The following is a 15,064-nucleotide window of genomic DNA, read 5'->3' on the forward strand; positions in this document are numbered from 1 at the left end:
CAATATCTGTCTTTTGGGGGGGGCGTATAAGTCCCCGCTCTAGGGCTCTATCTGCAAAAAGCGGAGAATGCCCTCAAGAGAGACAACAGTCATTTTTGATGAGTTCTGCACCACCACGAGATATGATAGTATGCGATTATCTTCCTTATCTGCCATACCTCAAACCCAGATCTGGATTCCCTCTATACACACAATACATTATAGAGGGGGAATGATATAGACAATCACAGGGGGGAAAGTGATCGGAAAATGCACCTCCCCGCCGCAAGCGGCGGGGTATCCCGGGGTTTACGACTGACTATTGGGAAGCCCCCCAAGGGACAGGGAATTAGACCCGTAGAGATTAAAACAAAGGCTTTTACGGCTGATCATAAGAAAGTAACTTCTTATCAAGAAGTTGCATTGAGTGTAAGGATGCAAGCCCCCTTGAAAAATCACTGCCCTCAAACTCGCCAAAATCATGCTTTTTCAAGGCTTTATGACTGGACGGAACCACGCTTTTTTGCTATTATTATATTCAATTTTTTTATAATTGGATGTACTGGACGAGATGCAAAGTTTTTATGAACTAACACTTACCGACCTCGAAAAGATTATCGGTGCCCTCGGGAACGAGAAATTCCGGGCTCGCCAACTCTATAAGTGGGTCTACAACAAGGGCATCTTGAACTTCTCTTTGATGACCAACATATCAAAGAGCCTCCGCACCGTCTTCGCCGATATGTTCTCCATGGCGCTCCCCTCAATCACCGAAGTAGTGCCCTCCGGCGACGGCTCGATTAAATTCGGCCTCACCATGTCCGACGGCAACGTGGTAGAGAGCGTGCTCATGCCTGATGAGGATCGAAGCTCGCTATGCGTCTCCACCCAGATCGGTTGCAGGATGGGCTGCAAGTTCTGTGTTACGGGGAAGATCGGCTTCCGCCGGAACCTCTCTGTCTCCGAGATAATCGGTCAAGTGATGGCGGTGAAACAGTATCTCGGCGAGAAGTATATATCTAATATCGTTTTTATGGGTATGGGCGAACCCATCGACAACTTGGACAATGTCCTCGTTTCTCTCGAAATCCTGAAGGCCGAACTGGGTCTTGATTTTTCCCACCGGAGAATCACCATCTCTTCCGTAGGTCTTCTCGACGGACTCCAGGCAATACAGCCGAAAGTAGCCAGCATCGCCATATCGCTCAATGCAGCTGACGATCAGACCAGATCATTTCTCATGCCCATCAACCGCCTTTATCCAGTAAGGAAGGTCATCAATTTCGTGAAAGGTTTCAAGGGGAGCCGAAGAATCAGGATCACCTTTGAATACGTGATGTTGAAAGGTATCAACGACTCCATGGAGAATGCGAAGAGTCTCGCCCAACTCCTTGCAGGCGTGAAGTGCAAGGTGAACCTCATTCCGCTCAACGAATCGCCTTACATCGAATTCAAAACGCCCTCCCAGGAGACCGTGGAGCAATTCCAAGAGTACCTTCACGAAAAACACTTCATCACCATCGTGAGGAATTCGCGAGGAAAAGACATCTGGGGCGGATGCGGCCAGCTCGGCATGAAATATCTTGAGGAGCTTAAAACTCAATGAAAGGCAGACTACCGGTATACAGAGATTCCTTTTTTTGTGGCACTGAACGGCCCGACGGGCTCGAACTGGCCATGTCTTACGAGAGCCACCTCGTTCTCTGCGACCTATTTGCGGACACAAGGTTTGAAGGATACACGGACGTCCTCCATGGCGGTATGATTTTCGGCATCATGGACGTTATGATCTGGTATGTCATTTTCATGGAAACGAAAAAGATATGCATGACCAGAAAGACGGAAACCGAGTTCCTGAAGCCTGTCATGTGCAACGTCCACTATACCGCCAAAGCCCAATTTCTCCACATTGACGACAGGGATGCGTACGCCGAGGCATGGATCGAGAATGAAAACGGCGAGATCTGCGCGAAAGTAAACGCCCTCTTCCGCGAAGCCCGCATCCCGGTAAGTCATTTCATAAACCGGTTTGATTTCAGTATTACGACTCCGGAGATAAGGGATCATTTTCTCTCCCTCTTGGAATGAAACAAAGTGATCCGCATCGTCGTCAGCGGTTAAGAACTGGTCATTAGTCATTGCGGCGCATCTCCTTTCGGCGCTATGACAAAAAAGCAACTGGGGCTAAGTTAGTTAGAAGTTAAAGGGCCAAAAAAGTCTGAATTCCGGATTAAACCAGAAATAACAAAATCCCTAAATAACTGCCAAGGGTACTATACGCCACATTATAGCGCCACACTCGAAATTATATAAACTATCTCCTTTTGGACAGTATTCATACTCAAATAACAACCACACAGGTCAATTACCGCTGGATTCATGGTCGGAGCACGGAATGACGGAAAGGGCAACAGAGGAATCGTGCAGGCGGTGGCATGGCTCTATGCTCGAACGTGCCCGCCTTGGCCTGTATGCTTTCTAAAATCTGGGCGACAAAAATAGAGGCGCCGCAGGCATATATTAAGGTTACTCGGCCAATGGCGAGATGAACCTCCCCGCCGCAAGCGGCCGGGGTATCCCGCGGGGTTTACGACTGACTATCAGGAAGCGCCCCAAGGGTCGGAGAATTAGGCCCGTAGAGATTAAAGAAGACGGTATACCAAGACTATAATTTGACGGAGATGATTTTACTTATGCCTTCCTCTTCCATCGTCACGCCATAGACCGAGTTCGATGACTCCATCGTGATGCGGTTGTGGGTAATAAAGATGATCTGCGTCTTGGCGCTCATTTCACGGATGATGTTCATGAGGGATTGGAGGTTCGCGTCATCCAACGGCGCGTCGATCTCGTCCATGAGCACGAAGGGGCTCGGTTTGGTGTCGATAAGAGAAAGGAGGAATGATAGGGAAATCAGAGCCTTCTCCCCGCCCGAGAGCTGCTCCATACGCGCCACTTTCTTGCCTGGCGGCTGAACGTACATGTCGATGCCGGCCATATCCTGGTTGAAGACAAGATGGCCCCTCCCCCCCTTGAAAAGCATCTCGGTGAATCTCTTGAAAGCCTTGTTTACCGTCTCGAAGGTTTCGAAGAATATCTCCTTCGTCATGTTATCGATCTTGATGATCGTCTTCCTGAGAGAATCAGCGGCGTTTTTCAAATCCTCCATCTGCTTCTTGAGGAAGTCTACTCTTTCCTGCAATTCAAGGTATTCTTTCTCGGCCCGGAAATTGACCTCACCCACTCTCTCGATCTTCCCGGTGATGTTATCACGCTCCGTCTCAAGATCGGAAGAGGTCGGGGGTGCGGGCACATCCTCAATGTCTTTGAGACCGTACATCGTGGTGAGCCGTTCTTCTATGACATTCCTCTTTTCCATGAGCACGAGCATCTCTTTTTCGAGACTCTCCTGTCTCGACCTGATGCGAGCCATTTCCTTGCCCAGACCTTCACCGCTCTCCTGGAGGGCGTGACGCTCCATGTGGATGTTTCCAGACGTCTCCTTCAGTTTTTCATACCGTTTGATCTGCCCCTCAACTGCCTTCTTCAGGTTATCGTAATTCTCCTCAAGGGAGGCCGCCTTTTTCGCACACTCTGCCATGCGCGCCTCGGTCGCCATGGTTTTGGCGAAGGCCCTGCTCTTTTCCTTGCCGAGGTTTTCGGCCTCGCGAGCCTTTCTTGCCGCATCTTCACTCAGGCCCCCGATGAGGTTCCTTTTTCTCTCCATATCAAGGGTGATTTGATGCCACCTCGATTGGGTATCGTCATGGACGCGCTTCACTGAGGCCATCTCCTGCCTGAAACTCGCCATCCCATGCTCAATTCTCTCCTTGTCCCGGGTATGGACTGTCATCTCGGCCGCAAGCTCCTCAGGGGTAGGCTTTGCTCCCTCCTCCTCGGAAAATTCAACTTTTGTCTCAAGCTCATAAAGCCTTTCCCGTACGGTCCTAAGCTCCGTCTCTATGGCAACCGTATCTCGCTCCAAACCGTTGATCCTCTTTTCCCTAGCCTCTCTCCTTGTTCTCGCGTCCCGCACCCGACTCTCCGATCGGCTGTGCTCAGCCTCCAAGTCTCTTAGGGACGAGGATTCCGTCTCCAGGAACGATGCGATCTCCTTCAATTCCTTTTCCGCCTTTACCCTTTCCCGGTAGCTCTTAAGATCAACCTTTCCGCTTTCCTTTTCCCGTAATATGAACCCCCTGGAATCGACGTACACGGTATTGTTGATAAATATGCCCTCTTCACCTTGCTCAATCCGCGTAAGGGCATCCTCCACGGTCTCAATCCATTTCACTGCCATGGAAACATCGCCGTTATTGTATCCGAACATGCCATGTCTAGGAAAAAAGATATAATTCCCTTCGTGCTTGCCTGCAGCTTCGGCGATGGCAGGGGCGCCCTCTTCTGTGAGCACGTAATATTCCATCTCTTTAAAGAAGAACCGTTCCAGCGCTTTTTCCGCTCCGTCTTCGACGCGGACCATATCAATGAGCTTGTTCCTGTTTAGCAGGTTCTCATCTTTAACGCCTTGGAGGGCACGCATTTGCCGGACAAATTCTTCCTTGCCTCTCTTCGCTCCTTTGAGCTGTTCAATCCTGACTCTCTTTTGTTGAAAACCTGTCAGCGCTGCCTCCTTTTCCAAAAGAGCTTTCTGTTCTTCAGCGGCGATAGTCACCTTTTCGCCTCTCTCTTTTTCAAGAGCCTTTTTCAGGCTGCCGTGTTTCTCCTGCAGATCGTCAAGCCTCTCCCCGAGGCGTCCCTTCTCTTCCCGCCTTCGCTCCTCTCTTTTCTTCTTCTCATCCTGAATTCGCTCCAGATGGACAATCCGGTTTTTTATCTCAGTTACTTTACTCATGGAGACGAAGAGGGTTACCCTCTCAGTCTCAATCTTCTTCTCGAACCCCTCAATTTGGGTCTTGAGGCTTACGATGTATTCCTTAATACGGGCTTCCTCCGCGCTCTCCCTCCCAAGGAGCGCCTCTTCCTCCGCCTTTTTCGCTTCCAGTCCTTTTTTCTCTTCACCGCAACTGGCGATCCTCGCATCAAAATCCGCCTGCTGAGCAGTCAATTGGGTCTGCTCCTTCATGAGTCTTCCCTTTTCTTCTCTCAGGTACTCTATTTCAATGAGCCTTGACTCCATGTCTTTTTCCTGGCCCTTGATATCGACTTCAAGCTGCCGTATCGCGTTGTCAATCAGTGAAAATTCCTTCTCCTTCGCATCCTGTTCTTCTTTGAGGATGGCCAGTTCCTGTTCCTTATGATCCATTGCTTTCTTGAGGTCTGCCTCCCGCTCCCCAGTCTTGCCCGCCCTTCTCGTGAGCTTCTGATACCCGTCCACGAGTATCCATTTATCGACCTCGTTCAATTGGTCGGTCAGGACCTTGTACTCCTGCCACCTATTCCACTCATGCCCGGCTTTTTCGAAATTCTTGCTTACCTCGCGGTGGATGTCCTCAACCCGCTCCAAGTTCGTGCTCACTTCTTCAAGCCTGACAATAGCCTCTCTTTTCTTCTCCTCAAATCGGGTGACGCCGCTCGTCTCTTCGACCACGATCCGTCTTTCCTGGGGCTTCATGGATATGAAGTATTCGATTTTGCCCTGCTCGATAATGGCATAGGAGTTCATACCGATTCCCGTGCCAAGCAGGAAATCATGGACATCCTTGAGTCTCACAACTGACCCGTTCAGAAGATACTCATTGGCGCCGTCGCGGTAGATACGCCGCTTTATGGATGTACCTGCCCCATCCCTGTTTTGGAACTCTATGTCAACTTCTGCGATGTTCACGGGCCTTTTGCCGTTGCTCCCGTGAAAGATCACGTCACCCATATCTTTGATTCGCAAGGATTTAGTGCCCCGTTCTCCGAGGGCCCAGATGATGGCGTCCACCACGTTGCTCTTACCGCACCCGTTGGGGCCGACGATGGAGGTTACACCTTCATTGAATTGAAACACAGTTCGGCTGAGGAAGGATTTAAAACCGAAAAGCTCCAGCCTTGTAAGTCTCATGAAATAGAGTCGATTGCCCTTCTTATACGTTTTTCAACGGTTTCTTTTCCCAGAATGGTGATTACCTCAAATATACCAGGGCTTACCGTCCTGCCTGTAAGGGCCACCCTGATAGGTTGGGCTACGCCCACGAGCTTCTTGTTCTGGTCTTTGGCGATCCCCTCCACGAGGATTTTCTGTTCCTCCGCATTGAGGGATGGGAGCGCTTGAAACCCGGCAAGAAAGCTCTGGAGGACGGGTTTCGTTTCGGCGTTCAAAAACTTGGTCCGGGCGGCCTCATCGTACGCCACGTTTTCGATGAAATAGACAACCGCCATCTGCGCCATCTCGGTGATGGTTCTCGCCCTCTCCTTGAGGTTCGCCACCACTGCGGTCAGTTTCTCCCCCGCCTCCACATTGACCCCCAGCTTCCTGAGGAACGGTATGAGCCTGTCCGCGACCAGGGATTCGGGCATCGTCTTCATGTAATGCCCGTTGAGCCAGGTGAGTTTATCCATGTCAAAGATGGATGGAGATTTACCCACATTCGGGAGATCGAAACAATTGATCATCTCCTGGCGGGAGAATATCTCTTGGTCGCCATAAGCCCAGCCGAGCCTCGCGAGGTAGTTCATGAATGCCTCGGGATGGAACCCCTCCTCCTTGTAATCAATGAGATTCGTGGCGCCATGGCGCTTGCTCAGGCGGCCCTTGTCTTTTCCGTGAATGAGGGGCACGTGAGCGAATCTTGGTATGGGGTATCCTAAGGCCTCATAGATGGCTATCTGCCGTGGCGTATTGTTAATATGGTCATCCCCTCGGATGATATGGGTAATATTCATGAGAGCATCGTCGATGACGACAGTAAAATTGTAGGTGGGTGTGTTGTCACTCCTCAGAATCACAAGGTCGTCCAGTTCCTCGCACTGGAATCTGATTGGTCCCCGCACCATATCGTCAAAAGAGATGGTACCTGTAATGGGGGTTTTAAAACGTATGGCGAATGGTTTATCTCCGTGATCGGAGGGCGGCAGGTCCCTGCATGTCCTGTCATAGGCAGGCTTCCGACATTCCTTGATGGCGAGCTTTCTCTTTTCTTCCAACTCCTCCTGGGTGCAGTAGCATTTATACGCATGGCCTGTCTCAAGGAGCTTCTGTACCTGCTCCCGGTACATGTCCATCCTCTCCATCTGATAGTACGGCCCCTCGTCCCATTCAATACCAAGCCAGGTAAGCCCATCCAAGATGGCCTTTACATACTCTTCCTTCGACCGCTCCACATCAGTATCCTCTATCCTTAGCACGAAGACACCCTTATGGTGTCGCGCGTAAAGCCAGTTGAACAGGGCTGTTCTCGCCCCGCCTATATGGAGATTCCCCGTAGGGCTTGGCGCAAATCGCGTTCTTATCATTTCTTGTTTACCTCCGATCAGACTGAAGTGATTATAATTTAAACAGAGAGATAATTCAAATAAATGAGCGTTTAACGCGGAGAACGGGGGGCAGTGGGAACACAGAACGTTTAGCGCGGAGAAACGACAGGCAACGGAATAGCGATAAGTGTGATGTATAGAGAAGATGGACAATCCAAATATGGAGCCATGTCAGAATTTCGGACATTTCCATACTCCCATCTTTTGTGGTAATCCTATCTTACCATCCTGTCCGAAATTCTGTTGACATCCCCAACGCCAGAGGCATTACTTCCCTTCCCCATGCTTAGCCTAACACCCTTCTTCATTTGTTGTGTCATCCTCTTGTATCCGATCATCTTTTCTTTGATACCCATAAGCGGTCATTTATTCATTTATCCTCTGTCGTATTGTACATAACAGAGGAAGTCAGATCAGGTGGAAAAGTAGGGTGTAGGGCGAATACAGTTTAACTCTAACGAAGTCCCCGCAAATAATTATGAGGTAATTGCAAGTTCTATTCTACGGATATTATACGGATACCCCCGGCTCTGCCGCTCCATGTTATCGACCCTACGTTCTGCTCTTTAAAGGATTGATTAAACATTTCTTCTGTGATAAAAGTAACTTATGGAGTATGAGCTATATGAATGACCTTCTGAGACAAATTCCCAAGATCGACAATGTTCTCAAGGAAGCCGCATGGGCAGAATTGATTGAGAAATTTCCGGAAACCCTCTCGAAAGACATACTCAGGACCTATCTCGATACTCTGCGCCTTGATATCCGAGACAGGAAGATTGACTCCATCCCCTCCATGGAGGGGATCGTTGCCACTGTCAGGAGAAGGGTCATGACGTTTGTGGCCCCAAATCTCAGGCGGGTGATCAATGCCACGGGGGTTATCATCCATACGAACCTCGGCAGATCCCTTCTGCCCCAGAGCGCGGTAGATGCGATAACAAACGCCGCCAGGCATTACGTGAACCTGGAGTACGACCTGGACCGGGGTGGACGGGGGGACAGATATGACCATTGCGCCTCAATCCTCACAAAACTCACTGGATGCGAGAGCGCACTGGTAGTCAATAATAACTCGGGCGCAGTATTCCTCATTCTCAACACCATGGCGGAAGGAAAAGAGGTCGTTATCTCAAGAGGAGAGCTCATAGAGATCGGTGGTTCCTTCAGGATTCCTGACGTGATGAAAAAGAGCGGCGCTATCCTCAGGGAAGTGGGGACCACAAACAGGACGTACAAGGAAGATTACGAACAGGCCATTCACGAAAATACTGCCATTATAATGAAAGCCCACACGAGTAACTACAAGATCAGGGGATTTACCAGAGAATCAAGGGCCCCGGAACTTGTCGCTCTCGGGAGCGCATACAATGTCCCCACCTATTTTGACGCTGGCAGCGGACTCCTTGTTCATTTCCGCGAGTTGGGGATCCACGACGAGCCGGTTATCGCGGAAGAATACGAAAAGGGCTTCGACATCATCTCCTTCAGCGGAGACAAACTCCCAGGAGCGCCTCAGGCAGGCATCATAATAGGAAAGGCGCCTTACATAGAAGCCATGAAAAAAAATCCGCTGGCAAGGGCGCTCCGGGCGGATAAATTTACCCTTGCCGGACTGGAGAGCACGCTTCTACTTTATCTTGATTTACAAAAAGCAAGGCTTAAGATACCAACACTCCGCATGATCCTCGAAGACGAAGAAGATGTGAAAAAACGGGCAACCCGCATCATGCGGATATTGAAGACCCACTGTCCGGCTCATCTGTACTCCGCTCAGATAACTCCCATGTTTTCCGAGGTGGGAGGCGGGACGCTCCCCAACGTCACCATACCGTCTTTCGGTATCGCCCTGAAGCCCATGCTGGTCAGCACATCGGATTTCGAGGGACGCCTTAGGCGGCTCGAAATTCCCATAATCGCAAGGATAGAAAAAAATTCCATCCTTCTCAATGTGAGGACGGTAGAGAAGGAGGACGAGGCCCATCTCATCTCAGGGGTCAAATCAGCCCTCACAGATGAATAACAACAGGTTCAGTATCATAGCGGACGAAGAAGGTAAAAGGCTTGATGTCTTTCTCTCTGAAAAACTCTCCATCACGCGGACAAGGGTCAAGGGCATGATTGAAGGCGGCCATGTACGTCTCGGCGGGAAGGTGCCAAAGTCCTCCGCAAAACTCAGGAAGGGCGCCGCCCTGGAAGGCGAGATTCCGCCGGAGGAACCCTTCTCCCTTACTCCTGAGGCCATACCACTTGATATCCTCTATGAAGACGAATATATCCTCGCAGTAAACAAACCGGATGGCATGGTTGTTCATCCCTCGTTTGGGCACAAAGAAGGTACCCTGGTGAATGCCGCCCTCGCCTACCTGGGAGAAGAGAGATTAAAGGGTGACGAGGAGACGGAAATCCCAAACCATCGGCCAGGCATCGTACACAGGCTCGACAAGGGTACCACCGGCGTTATCCTCATCGCCAAAGACATAAGGACCCAGGAGAAGCTCTCTTCGCTCTTCAAGGACCGAGCAGTCCGGAAGACCTACAGGGCCATAGTCGAGGGTGTAATGAAAAGAGACGAGGGAATCATTGAGGGCCACATCGGAAGGCACCCTGTGGAGCGTAAAAAGATGGCTGTGGTCAAAGAGAAGGGGAGAGAGGCGTTGACCTGGTTCAAGGTGATCGAAAGGATGAAGGAATTCACTTACGTTGAGGTATACCCAAAAACAGGACGCACCCATCAGATAAGGGTCCATCTCGCCCATATCGGCCATCCTGTAGTCGGCGACGAACCATACGGGAAGAAAGCCCGAAGACTGGCCGGCAGACCTCTTCTCCACGCTTACGCGATTACTTTCGGTCACCCGGCGAAAGACGGTACTGTCTCAATCACCGCTCCCGTACCGGAGGATATGGAGGAATTCATTGCCGCCCATGAAATGTAACACAAGGAGGCATTACCATTGAAGGCCATGGCCGACTACAGGATAAGAGAAAAGGCGGGCTGGTCTTACTATTGCCTGCCGGAACTCGAAAAAAGAGGTGTAACCCACGGGTTTTTCACAAAACTCTCGCCTTCCCACCGAATGGAAGGGGTTGAGAGACGGGAGTTTCTTGAAGCCTTTTCCCTCAAAGACCTCGTAATTATGAGCCAGGAGCACGGGGACCATGTCCATGTGATAGATGGCGAACAGCGACCTGCAGTCGGCGATGGCATCGTTGTCCTGAAAAGAGGGATAGCCGCTATTATAAAAACGGCCGATTGCCTCCCGGTAATTCTGGCGGAACCGGAATATCCCGTGGCAGCCATCGTTCATGCCGGGTGGCGCGGCACCGCGAAAAGGATTGTGGGAAAGGCGGCGAGGAGACTCATGGACCTCGGGGTTAACCCGAAAAAAATCATCGCCGTTCTTGGGCCCGCCATAGGGGCATGCTGCTACGAAGTCCAAAAAGACGTGCAGGACATCTTTATCGCCGAAGGATTCTCTCCCTGCGCGATCCGCCAAGCGGACGGCTCCGTCACGTTAAATATCAAGGAGGCGAACAAGACAACGCTTAAGGACGAGGGCATTGAGCAAATACACAATATGGATTTCTGCACATTTTGCAGCGGCAACCTCTTCCACTCCTACCGCAGGGGCGAGAAGGATAGGCGCCAGATAAATTTTGTCTCTTTGCAGTGATGAAGGTATAATTTAAATACCATGAAGAAGCTTAGAAAAGATCTGATCTTCGGCGGAGTTATCGCATTTACCTGCGCCCTGCTCATATATATCGAAACCCAGCTTCCCTTTTTCAAGAGATTCATCCCGGTCGGGGAAAATAAGCTGATCGTGATCATCTTCAACATCAATATGCTCCTGATCCTGCTCTTCCTATACCTTCTGGCGCGGGCGTTCATAAAAACCTACCTTGAAAAGAGACGGGGCATATGGGGTTCGGGACTCAGGACAAAACTGATCACCACCCTTCTGTGCGTCTCCTTGATCCCCTCTTTTACTCTCTTTATCCTCGCCACTGGTTTTTTCAATATAAGTATGGACAAATGGTTCAGTCAGAAGATAGAAGACACGGTTACCAACGCCCTTGAACTCTCGAATTTTTACTATAACGATTTGTCCATCAGATATGATAGAGCAGGGAACCTGATCGCCCGCGACATCAGCAGAAATAATCTCCTCGACAAGACAAAAGATCTCGATCAATTTTTCAAGAAAAATATGATGATCCATGCGCTAGGGTACATGGCTATCTATGACACTTCGGGAGAGTTTATAAAAGGAAGCGCACACATTGACAGGGAGTTCAAGCATAGAATCGCGAACAAGGCGAAGTATTTTGTGACAGGCAATGTCCCCATGAAGGCGATTATTCCTATGAAAAGAGGGGAATTGTGGGTGACAGGCAAAAAGATCACCGATGATGGCGGGGATCTCAGGGCAATCCTCCTCATTGGTGGCCTGATAAATGTCCACGGGACCGAAAAGATCCTGGAGATCGCGTCCACTCATCAGGAATATAAGGAATTGAGGCCCCTCAAGAAGATCCTGAAATACGGGTTTATCGTCCCCCTCTCGCTCATCACGATTATGACCATATTCTTTTCCGTGTGGGTGGGAACAAAAATGGCGACCGAGATTACCATTCCCATTCAAAAGGTGAAGGAAGGGACGTCCATTATAGGTAAGGGCAGGTTCGACATCAATCTGGAAGACAGAGGAAAGGACGAGATTGGTACCTTGGTCACCGCATTCAATACTATGGCCCGAGAGCTCAAGGTCACGAAGGATGAAATTGAGGAAAAGAGCCGGTATATTGAGGTAATACTTGACAATGTCGCAACGGGCATCATTTCTACGGATAAGAAAGGAGGCATACTCTTTCTCAATATGGCAGCGAGAAACATCCTCGGCATCGAAAGGGAGGTACCAGCGGGCATGCCGATCAAGGAGATATTTGGCGATGATTATAAGCCCATCCTGAAGTCTTTTCTCAAAGAAATGAGGGAAACTGAGGGCCGCAGCGCAACGCAGGAGATGAAACTCAAACTCAAAAAAGAGGTCACCTATCTCAGGGCCTCCATCACAACGCTCAAGGATAAGACTGACAAAGCTGAGGGCTTCATCGTTACCTTTGACGACATCACTCACATTGTGAGGGCCGAAAAACTCGCAACTTGGAGAGAAGTGGCGAGGAAACTGACCCACGAGATTAAAAACCCTCTCACGCCCATCATGCTATCCGCCGAGAGGATCAGGCGGAAGTTACTGCCACACTCCCAGGAGAACGAGAAAATAGTCCTCGACGAGACTACCTCGGTGATCATCAGGTCAGCGGAGGACATTAAGGGAATCGTAAACGAGCTTACAAAGCTGACTCACAGTTCCCAGACAAAGACAATGGAGGATATCAATTCTGTCGTTGATGAGACCGTGACCCTATATAGACACCTTTACCAGAACATCGCGTTTGAGGTCGAGAAGAAGAACCAGATTCCTCCGTTCAAGCTCGACCGGGACGGCATGAAGAGGGCTCTCATCAATCTCATTACCAACTCCATAAAAGCCCTTGACTCGACTGGAGGGATCATTAAAGTCACCACACGGCATGACGCAGTCGGCAGGACGGGAATAATAGAAGTGGCGGACACGGGCAGGGGTATCCCTGATGAGGACAAGGGACGGGCCTTCGATCCGTATTTTACGAAAGATAAAGACGGCACGGGTTTAGGCCTCGCCATAGTCCACTCCATTATACTGGAACATCACGGAAAGATTTTCGTGGAGGATAACGTGCCTTGCGGAGCAAAATTCATCATAGAGATCCCCATCGTAGAATCCTGATTTCAAGATATATTCTTCCTCAACTCGCCGTTATCTACAGCAGGAAGCGTCCTCGCCGTACGTTATTATTTATTGCCCCGGCACTTCCATTTCATTAATGAAAATTAACAATAAATATAACTATTTATGGTGAATATGCGGAGAGCTTGACGGGTACGCCATTTATAGTTGTAATGAACGGGCAAGAAGAGGGGGGCGCAGAGAGTCAGGCGCGAAAATGATTATCCTCCATGACCCGCTGACGGTAGTTCGCGTGAGACGATTGCGGCATAGATTGGGCAACTAGAATAAGGACAAATGGAAATGCATCCTCAGAGGGTTTGCCTGCTGAAACGAAATAGCCAGATGTGTAGAGTCTTTGAACGACACTGTATCCCGTTCCCTCTGAAGACGCCCCATCATCTGGCCGCATGGTTGCCCGCGTGTACGGCACAACCCTCCCCCAATGCCATAGGCTTCATCGAACAAGAAGCAAACAAAGACAACAACTGGCTCTTACCCTATGGCTTAACCAGGCAGCATTCCTTGAGGTATAATCACTTAAAAAGGTAAAGGTGAAGGAAAAAAGCCGAGGGATAAGTATTAAATGAATATAAGTAGGGAGCAGAAAAGATTCATCTGCAAGAATCAATTAACTTACGCCTTCATCTCATTGAAAGAAACATCTGCCCGTAAGGAAAACACGGGATGTCGGTGCTATGCCTTCCCTGCGTCTTTGCCCGCTATGTTCCAGATCATTGCTTCCATCTCGGAAGTAAGACGCGGCGATTCGTCCAACCCCGCCGTCTCGGTGCGCATGTCATACACGATTTCAAGTTGCGGAAGGAGGGCTCTTATCTCCGGAGAATTCTCCGCCCGTCCATTGATGAAGTTGCGCTGCTCAAGGGCCTTCTCGAAATCTTCCGTCGAGATTGGGATATCGTAAAGCAGGTTCAGGACTTCCATAAGCCTTACCTTTCCCGCCAAATCATTTTCCACCTGAATATACTGAGGAAGGGATACGATAAAGACCGCCGCCTCAATCCCTGATTCAGCCACCTCTTTAGTGATCAGATTCACGATGGTCGAAGGACCGTGATATGTGATGGGGAGCACCTCTGCTCTCCTCACGTCCCGGAGACTCTGCTCTCCCATCCCATATCCACTCACAAGCAAGGGTCTGGTATGGGGCACCGTGTCATACATACCGCCAAGAAAAATGTATTTTGTTGCTTTGAAGGTCTTGATGAGCTTCAGGACGGAATCAATGTAAAACTCGGCATTGGCATGAGGTTCCAGGAGGCGGAGCAGGAGGAGATCGCCTTGCCCCTCTCTCCTCGCAAGGTGTACCGTGGTGTTGGGAATTGACATATCGCGGATACCATCGTCGTCTATACGGACCGTGGGCCGGTATCGCGTAAAATCATAGAATCGGCCCGGTCTTAACAGTTTTCCGATGTCTGTCGCCCCGAAGCGCCTGCTCAATTCTTTCAGGACCAGAGTACCTACATTATTCACATCGATCCACGGCCTGAGAGTTGCCACAACATAGGGCGCATTGCACTCCGGAACAGGATCCCGCAATTCAAAACCACCGATTCTCACCAATCATCCCTCCTGGTTAATATGACGCTGATACCGCCGATTATCGCCTACCGCTCCGTAAATTGACACACCCTCTGCTCCAGCAGCCTACCACCCAACAGCATACCGATAAAATTATACAAGTTCACGCTTCTTGTCAATTCTGTACGCAGACGGACGAAACTCATGCACTCTCTCGTTATTCTTATGGACTAATTGTGGTCATGTGGTTATAAAATATAGATAACGGTTTATTATGAGAC

The 15,064-nt window shown here is 49.9% G+C and carries 9 protein-coding genes; 6 read left to right on the plus strand and 3 right to left on the minus strand.

Annotation, left to right across the window (positions count from 1 at the left end):
- Positions 1-550 precede the first annotated feature (550 nt).
- Together rlmN and LBQ00_01515 are read left to right on the plus strand one after the other, a co-directional pair.
- A complete protein-coding gene (gene rlmN / locus LBQ00_01510) occupies positions 551-1,585 on the plus strand; it encodes a 23S rRNA (adenine(2503)-C(2))-methyltransferase RlmN (GenBank protein ID MDR2017551.1) in 1,035 nt (344 codons plus the stop codon).
- Positions 1,582-2,067, plus strand: coding sequence for a PaaI family thioesterase (locus LBQ00_01515; GenBank protein MDR2017552.1), 486 nt, complete (start codon positions 1,582-1,584; stop codon positions 2,065-2,067). The genes rlmN and LBQ00_01515 overlap by 4 nt, the downstream gene beginning before the upstream one ends.
- A gap of 577 nt (positions 2,068-2,644) precedes the next feature.
- Here LBQ00_01515 and LBQ00_01520 read toward each other — a convergent pair.
- Positions 2,645-5,989 carry an AAA family ATPase gene (locus LBQ00_01520; GenBank protein MDR2017553.1) on the minus strand — a complete coding sequence of 1,115 codons (3,345 nt, stop codon included), beginning with the start codon at positions 5,987-5,989 and terminating at the stop codon, positions 2,645-2,647.
- Positions 5,986-7,380: a glutamate--tRNA ligase gene (gltX, locus tag LBQ00_01525; protein ID MDR2017554.1), complete on the minus strand. Its 1,395-nt coding sequence runs from the start codon at positions 7,378-7,380 to the stop codon at positions 5,986-5,988. The genes LBQ00_01520 and gltX overlap by 4 nt, the downstream gene beginning before the upstream one ends.
- A gap of 646 nt (positions 7,381-8,026) precedes the next feature.
- On the opposite strand from gltX, the gene selA reads away from it, so the two are divergent.
- The 4 genes from selA to LBQ00_01545 are packed head-to-tail and all read left to right on the plus strand — an operon-like array spanning position 8,027 to position 13,238.
- Positions 8,027-9,424, plus strand: a complete 1,398-nt coding sequence (selA, locus tag LBQ00_01530; GenBank protein MDR2017555.1) for an L-seryl-tRNA(Sec) selenium transferase — start codon at positions 8,027-8,029, stop codon at positions 9,422-9,424.
- Positions 9,417-10,340: an RluA family pseudouridine synthase gene (locus tag LBQ00_01535; protein MDR2017556.1), complete on the plus strand. Its 924-nt coding sequence runs from the start codon at positions 9,417-9,419 to the stop codon at positions 10,338-10,340. The genes selA and LBQ00_01535 overlap by 8 nt, the downstream gene beginning before the upstream one ends.
- Positions 10,341-10,367: 27 nt before the next feature.
- Positions 10,368-11,078, plus strand: a complete 711-nt coding sequence (gene pgeF, locus LBQ00_01540) for a peptidoglycan editing factor PgeF (protein MDR2017557.1) — start codon at positions 10,368-10,370, stop codon at positions 11,076-11,078.
- Positions 11,079-11,099: 21 nt separating this feature from the next.
- Positions 11,100-13,238 carry a PAS domain-containing protein gene (locus LBQ00_01545; protein MDR2017558.1) on the plus strand — a complete coding sequence of 713 codons (2,139 nt, stop codon included), beginning with the start codon at positions 11,100-11,102 and terminating at the stop codon, positions 13,236-13,238.
- Between the two features lie 696 nt (positions 13,239-13,934).
- Here LBQ00_01545 and LBQ00_01550 read toward each other — a convergent pair.
- Positions 13,935-14,822 carry a PAC2 family protein gene (locus tag LBQ00_01550; protein ID MDR2017559.1) on the minus strand — a complete coding sequence of 296 codons (888 nt, stop codon included), beginning with the start codon at positions 14,820-14,822 and terminating at the stop codon, positions 13,935-13,937.
- Positions 14,823-15,064 lie beyond the last annotated feature (242 nt).

The organism is Syntrophobacterales bacterium (assembly GCA_031274925.1).
Taxonomy (GTDB): Bacteria; Desulfobacterota; Syntrophorhabdia; order Syntrophorhabdales; family Syntrophorhabdaceae; genus PNOM01.

Bases quoted from the DNA above. Each gene is read 5' to 3' on its own strand.
- LBQ00_01545 (MDR2017558.1), top strand. From the start codon at position 11,100: ATGAAGAAGCTTAGAAAAGATCTGATCTTCGGCGGAGTTATCGCATTT.
- pgeF (MDR2017557.1), top strand. From the start codon at position 10,368: ATGGCCGACTACAGGATAAGAGAAAAGGCGGGCTGGTCTTACTATTGC.
- LBQ00_01520 (MDR2017553.1), bottom strand. From the start codon at position 5,989: ATGAGACTTACAAGGCTGGAGCTTTTCGGTTTTAAATCCTTCCTCAGC.
- LBQ00_01535 (MDR2017556.1), top strand. From the start codon at position 9,417: ATGAATAACAACAGGTTCAGTATCATAGCGGACGAAGAAGGTAAAAGG.
- rlmN (MDR2017551.1), top strand. From the start codon at position 551: ATGCAAAGTTTTTATGAACTAACACTTACCGACCTCGAAAAGATTATC.
- LBQ00_01515 (MDR2017552.1), top strand. From the start codon at position 1,582: ATGAAAGGCAGACTACCGGTATACAGAGATTCCTTTTTTTGTGGCACT.
- selA (MDR2017555.1), top strand. From the start codon at position 8,027: ATGAATGACCTTCTGAGACAAATTCCCAAGATCGACAATGTTCTCAAG.
- gltX (MDR2017554.1), bottom strand. From the start codon at position 7,380: ATGATAAGAACGCGATTTGCGCCAAGCCCTACGGGGAATCTCCATATA.